Annotated in this window: 5 protein-coding genes and 1 pseudogene; 5 read left to right on the top strand and 1 reads right to left on the bottom strand. The window is 57.8% G+C overall.

Annotation, left to right across the window (positions count from 1 at the left end):
- The first annotated feature begins 415 nt into the window (after window positions 1-415).
- From JL811_RS19635 to JL811_RS20350, 5 genes and pseudogenes are all read left to right on the top strand, one after another.
- Window positions 416-1387 carry an ABC transporter substrate-binding protein gene (locus JL811_RS19635; RefSeq protein ID WP_202690397.1) on the top strand — a complete coding sequence of 324 codons (972 nt, stop codon included), beginning with the start codon at window positions 416-418 and terminating at the stop codon, window positions 1385-1387.
- Between the two features lie 74 nt (window positions 1388-1461).
- Window positions 1462-1989 (top strand): glycine betaine ABC transporter substrate-binding protein, encoded by a 528-nt coding sequence (locus JL811_RS19630; protein WP_202690396.1) that lies wholly within the window; start codon window positions 1462-1464, stop codon window positions 1987-1989.
- 131 nt (window positions 1990-2120) lie between these two features.
- On the top strand, window positions 2121-3152 hold the full coding sequence (locus JL811_RS19625) for an ABC transporter permease (RefSeq protein ID WP_202690395.1): 1032 nt from the start codon (window positions 2121-2123) through the stop codon (window positions 3150-3152).
- A gap of 10 nt (window positions 3153-3162) precedes the next feature.
- Complete coding sequence (locus tag JL811_RS19620) at window positions 3163-4227, top strand: quaternary amine ABC transporter ATP-binding protein (protein WP_202690394.1); 1065 nt, start codon at window positions 3163-3165, stop codon at window positions 4225-4227.
- Window positions 4228-4301: 74 nt separating this feature from the next.
- A pseudogene (locus JL811_RS20350) lies at window positions 4302-4520 on the top strand (transposase family protein); the annotation flags it as partial.
- Window positions 4521-4598: 78 nt separating this feature from the next.
- On the opposite strand, the gene JL811_RS19610 reads toward JL811_RS20350, so the two are convergent.
- The coding region (locus tag JL811_RS19610; RefSeq protein WP_237685097.1) for an IS5 family transposase at window positions 4599-5443 on the bottom strand (845 nt) is incomplete at its 5' end.

The raw sequence follows: 5443 nt of genomic DNA, 5'->3' as shown, positions 1-5443 counted from the left end.
TGGCTATGGACTTACAACAATGAGCGCCCCAACATGGGCATCGGCGGCATCACACCCGCCCAGAAACTGAAGATGGCTGCCTGAAGTCTACTTCTGGGCCCCGTTAAAACGGGGAGGATTACCCCATCGCCTCGAGAATGATACGGACGCTGGTTGGTATGGCGATGCGCAAACCAATGGCAGATTCAAGCCGTATGGCTGTCACGGTTGTCTATAATGCTATGTTGCTGTATCAGGTTTCTGCCCCCGTAATAACCGAAGGGTTCGATCATCCACTTATTGGCAGATCAACAAGATCCGGGTCCCGTGCATCATGCAAAGAGTGATCTGATGATTTTCGCCGTGATGATGATCTTCCGGTGACCCTCGATGGTCTCCTGCTCGCCAAACTGAACTAACCAAAGGAGTTTCCGATATGAAACGTTATATTCTTAGTGCTGCCCTTGCCGCTGTCATCGCCCCCGGTGCCGTCATGGCACAAGAAGATTGCGGTGAAGTCACGATCGCCGAAATGAATTGGGCCTCGGCCGGGGTTGTGGTCGCAGTATCTAACTTCTTGCTTGAGCAAGGTTATGGATGCGATGTCACGATCGTTCCGTCCGACACTACGCCCGCTGTCACGTCGTTGTCGGAAAACAACGAACCCGACATCGTTCCGGAACTGTGGCCGAACTCGGCCGGAGACGCCTACAAGAAGATCAAGGCCGACGGTCGGATCGTCGAATTGGCAAGCGTTCTTGATCCGGGCGGTGTCGAGGGGTGGTGGATTCCGACCTACCTGGCCGAAGCGCACCCCGAATTGATGACGATCGAAGGTGTGATGGAAAACCCCGAACTGGTCGGCGGCATGTTCAATAACTGCCCTGATGGCTGGGGCTGCCGGATCGTGAACGACAACCTGATCCGCGCGATGGATCTGGAAGGCTCAGGGATCGAGGTATTCAACCACGGGTCCGGTGAAACGCTCGCCACGTCGATGGCATCGGCTGTCGAAAATGAAGAACCATGGTTTGGCTACTATTGGGGCCCGACCACCCCGCTTGGCAAGTTTGACATGACCAAGGTCAGCCTGGGTGAAGAGGTCGAAGCGGCGCAACTGGCCAACCAGAATGCCAATTCTCCCGACGCGGCCGTGACCGAATTCGCGACAGCGCCGATCCTGACCGTCGTGACCAAGAACTTCCAGGAAAGTCACCCCGATATTTCCGAGATGATGTCCAAGGTCACCTTCAAGACCGACCAGATGAGCGGCCTTCTGGCCTGGATGGATGAAAACAATGCCAGCAGCGAAGAAGCGGCCGTCTACTTCCTCCAGAATAACAAGGAAATCTGGAGCGAATGGATTAACGATGACGCGCGCGAAAACCTGGCGGCGCTGTTGAAGTAACATTGCGGCGGGAGGGGCCGCACCGGCCCCTCCCGTTTCGAACTATGACAAAAATCAACAAAATGCGACATGGCATGAAAAAGACAGCAATGGCCGCATTTTTCGGTGCAGCGCTTCCCAACACCTCTCATGCCGATTGCTGCGAGGTATCAATCACCGAGATGACATTCGCCTCGGCGATCAATGCGACTGAAATCACTGCTTTTCTGATGGACCAGGGATATGGCTGCACCGCAACCCGCATGCCTTATGACACGAGTCCAGCACTTACGTTGCTGTCCATGAACAACGAACTTGAAATCGTGACTGAACTCTGGGTCAGTTCAGCCGGTGACGCCTGTGGCAAGCCGAAGGCGGACGGCGTGATGGAGAATGTGGTCAAGGCACTTGAACCCGGCAAAGTCGAGGCGTGGTGGAGTCCGGCATATTCTGCCGAGAACCACCCGGAACTGAATAGGACCCAAGGTAAACTCACCCGCAAGGTCAGCTTTCAGACCGACCAGATGCGCGCGCTTCTGACCTGGCAGGGCAAAGGTAATTCCTCGACCGCGGAAGCGACAGTGCATTTCCTTCAGGGCGACAAGAAAACCTGGACTGGCTGACGGAGCGACGATGCGCGCGCGTTTTTCCGAACGGCCGCAGTAAGAAGTTCAGAAGCCGTGCCGGTTCCCAGCCTTTCAAGTGCTGGATGGAATGACAAAGGGGCCACAAATCGCCCCGAAAGAGGGACGAAATGGCGACATATGATTTCATTTTCGACGGGTTGGGACTGCGCGACTGGTGCGGTGATGGCGAAAAAAGCGGCGGCCCCATGTCAATGGCCGACCTTCTGGGCGAAACGTCCGGGCAGAAGGTCGAAGTTTCCGCTTGGGACACTCCATTTCCGTCGCTCGACAATCTGCACGACGCCTGCAACGCCATTCCGCAATCACGCGATCTGACCAGCGGACTAGAGCGCGGATTCCTTGATATCAAGGATAGCCTGAAGATCGTGGTCGATCCGTTGACCCAGCCGCTCAGTTGGGCGTTGAACGAGATGCTGTGGGTGATGCAGGCGTTGCCGTGGTGGATAATGATCCCGCTGCTGATGCTGATCGCCTACGCGGTGGGCCGGTCGATGAAACTGGTCGCTCTGGTTGCGGTGTGTTTCGGGTTTCTCGCCTTTGTCGATTACTATGACTACACGATGCAGACACTGGCGATCATATTTGTCTGTGCGTTCATCTGCGTGTTGTTCGGAGTGCCCATCGGCATCGCCATGTCGCGCAGCGACCGGGTGCAGCGGATGATGATTCCGATCCTGGACATGTTGCAGACGCTGCCACCCTTTGTTTACCTGATTCCGCTGATCTTCTTGTTTTCGGTGACTGAACCGAAGCTTTATGGCATCGCGATCATCCTTTACGCCATCGTGCCTGTAATTCGTCTGACCGATCTTGGCATCCGCCTTGTCGATCGTGACGTGATCGAGGCGGCGGATGCCTTCGGAATGACCAAGCGGCAGAAGTTGTTCGGGGTGCAGATCCCTCTGGCACTGCCCAACATTATGGCCGGTGTGAACCAGACGATCATGATGAGCCTTGCCATGGTCGTCATTGCCAGCCTCGTCTCGGCACCGGGTCTTGGTGTGCTGGTGCTGCGCGGTATCCGCAGTCTCGAACTGGGCGTCGGATTGCTGTCGGGTCTGGGAATCGTGCTTCTTGCGATCATCCTCGACCGGGTGACCAAGGCTGCACTGGCCCGCATCAACGCCAGCCAGAAATAAGGGAAGCGCCATGTCTGACGAAATCAAGATCAAGATCCGCAACCTTTACAAGATATTTGGCGACAAGCCGCAGATGGCGCTTGCCTATGTCCGCAACGGCATGGGCAAGACCGAATTGCTGGCGGAACACAACCATGTGCTGGGCCTTAATAACATCAATGTCGACATGCCGGCGGGCAAGACAACGGTGATCATGGGGCTGTCAGGGTCGGGAAAATCGACCCTGATCCGCCATCTGAACCGCCTGATTGACCCAAGCGCCGGAGAGGTGCTGGTGAATGGCGACGACATCCTTTCCTACAACGACAAGCAGCTGCGCGACCTGCGCCAGCATCACATGTCGATGGTGTTCCAGAAATTCGCCCTTTTTCCCCATCGCACCGTTCTGGAGAACGCCGGCCTTGCGCCGTCGATTGAGGGCATGGGCAAGGGAAAGTACCAGAAAGACGCGCGCAAATGGCTGGCCCGGGTCGGACTGGAAGGGCAAGATGACCAATATCCCCATCAGTTGTCCGGCGGAATGCAGCAGCGCGTTGGCATCGCACGCGCCCTGACCAGCAATTCCGACATCATGTTGATGGACGAGGCATTCTCGGCGCTGGACCCACTGATCCGGACCGACATGCAGAACCTCCTGATCGAACTGCAGGCGGAACTGGCCAAGACGGTGGTGTTCATTACCCACGATCTTGATGAATCCCTTAAGCTGGCCGACCATCTTGTAATCCTCAAGGATGGCTTTGTCGTCCAGCAAGGGGAGCCGCAACATATCCTGCTGAACCCGGCGGATCCCTACATCGAGGCCTTCGTCAGCGACATCAACCGCGCCCGCGTCTTGCGTGTTCGGTCGGTCATGCGCCAAACGACTGAGGCGATGGGCGAAATCAGCGGCGAAGTTGACCATGATGCCAATCTGGAATCACTGATAGAAAGGTCTGGCGGCGATACGACAAACCGCTACCGTGTGATGAAGGGCGGCCAACAGGTCGGCATACTGGAGATGACAGATCTGGTGCGCTCGCTGGTTCCCCGAGGCGGCTCGTCTGACCCAGACGCCGCACGAAGGGCCGGCTGATCCCCTTAATTCGGGTCATCCTCAGTTTGTGTGTCACGGTCTGACCGAGCTTCACAGATTGAAGGGATCAGGTCGTGGTATCGAAGAAGCATTGGGCTCCAACTGCCAGCGTTGAGGTTGCTGAGGTCCGCCAGACTGAGACGGGTGCGTGGGTCGTGTCTGGCAGGCTGGCTCCGAATGGTGTCTGCCCTGATTGCGGGACGCCCTCAAGGCAACGACATGGTTGGAGGCACCGGCGGATCGAGGACTTTCCCGCTCAGGGTCGAGCGGTTTGGATCGAGCTCATGGTTTGTCGATGGCGATGTTTGAATTCGGATGGGCGTTGTTGCAGAAAGGCGGCTAGAGGCGTGACTTGCCTTTCCCCATCGGCTTCAGGCCACGCGGACGATCTCGGCAGTGCCGAGGGCGTTGAAGCGGTTCATGAGTGCGACGCGGATGTGGATTTCGGCGGTCTGGCGGTCGGGGTCTCTCGCGGCGATGCGTTCGCCGAAGGCCTTGAGGCATCGCATCTTCGCCTCGATCCGGCTTCGGACATGGTATCCTGTCCAGCGCTTCCAGAACGCCCTGCCGTAGTGCCGGGTGGCGCGCAGGGTTTCGTTTCGGGCGATTGCAGCTGGGCAGTTCTCTTTCCAGGGCCGACCGTTCCTGCGGATCGGGATGATCGCGGTGGCCTGGCGTTCGATGATGGCGGTGTGGCAGCGGCGGGTGTCATAGGCGCCGTCGGCGGTTACCGTGCCGATTTCTTCGCCCTCGGGGATCTGGTCCAGCAGGTCTGGCAAGACAGGACTGTCGCCGTCACCGCTAGAGGTGAACTCCACCGCCCGGATGTCGGACGTGGCGGTGTCCAACGCCAGATGGACCTTGCGCCATTGGCGTCGGCCCTGAACACCGTGCTTTCTGGCCTGCCATTCGCCATCACCGAGGAACTTGATCCCGGTGCTGTCCACCAGCAGATTCAGGGGGCCATCGGCGCGCCGATACGGGATCTGGACGGCCAGCGTCTTTTGCCGTCGGCACAGCGTCGTGTAATCAGGCACCGCCCATTCCAAACCGGCCATCTTCAACAGGCTGGCCACCACCCCGGTCGTTTGCCGCAGCGGCACCTTGAACAGGAGCTTGATGGTCAGGCATGTGTGGATACCCCCGCTTGCGCAAGTGTTTTCTGATTCCCATGGGCAGTGACCGGCTGCGAACATGTGTAAGGCCTTTTTGTGCG

The sequence above is a fragment of the Szabonella alba genome (assembly GCF_016765775.1).
GTDB classification, from domain to species: domain Bacteria; phylum Pseudomonadota; class Alphaproteobacteria; order Rhodobacterales; family Rhodobacteraceae; genus Szabonella; species Szabonella alba.
The sequence above is the reverse complement of the archived record's forward strand: the minus strand, read 5'-3'. Positions and strand labels throughout refer to the sequence as shown.

Excerpts from the sequence above, each read along its gene's own strand:
- JL811_RS19635 (WP_202690397.1), top strand. The coding sequence starts at position 416 with ATGAAACGTTATATTCTTAGTGCTGCCCTTGCCGCTGTCATCGCCCCC.
- JL811_RS19630 (WP_202690396.1), top strand. The coding sequence starts at position 1,462 with ATGAAAAAGACAGCAATGGCCGCATTTTTCGGTGCAGCGCTTCCCAAC.
- JL811_RS19625 (WP_202690395.1), top strand. The coding sequence starts at position 2,121 with ATGGCGACATATGATTTCATTTTCGACGGGTTGGGACTGCGCGACTGG.
- JL811_RS19620 (WP_202690394.1), top strand. The coding sequence starts at position 3,163 with ATGTCTGACGAAATCAAGATCAAGATCCGCAACCTTTACAAGATATTT.